This window comes from Novosphingobium sp. B-7, from assembly GCF_000410615.1.
Classification (GTDB): domain Bacteria; phylum Pseudomonadota; class Alphaproteobacteria; order Sphingomonadales; family Sphingomonadaceae; genus Novosphingobium; species Novosphingobium capsulatum.
In genome coordinates this window covers 15,430-15,642 of sequence record NZ_KE148331.1, presented here as the reverse complement: position 1 = coordinate 15,642, position 213 = coordinate 15,430, and the positions used below count along the sequence as shown (strand labels likewise).

At 73.2% G+C, this 213-nt stretch carries 1 pseudogene; it reads right to left on the bottom strand.

Annotated features, from left to right (window positions below):
- Nucleotides 1-213 (bottom strand): annotated as a pseudogene (locus tag H926_RS26950) (MFS transporter); the annotation flags it as partial.

The window sequence follows — 213 nt, the reverse complement described above, 5'->3', positions numbered from 1 at the left end:
CGGGGACCGGCGCGCCCGCCGCTGCGTGCGCGCGGCGCAAGGTGCCGAGCAGCACCAGGGCGGCGACCACGCCCATGATGCCGGCGGCCACGAAGGCCGGGGCATAGCTGCCACTGTGCTGACGGATCACCCCGGCGCCAAACGCGGCGCAGGCTGCGCCCAACTGGTGCCCGGTCTGGATCCAGCCAAATACGATCGGCGCTTCCTGCTCTC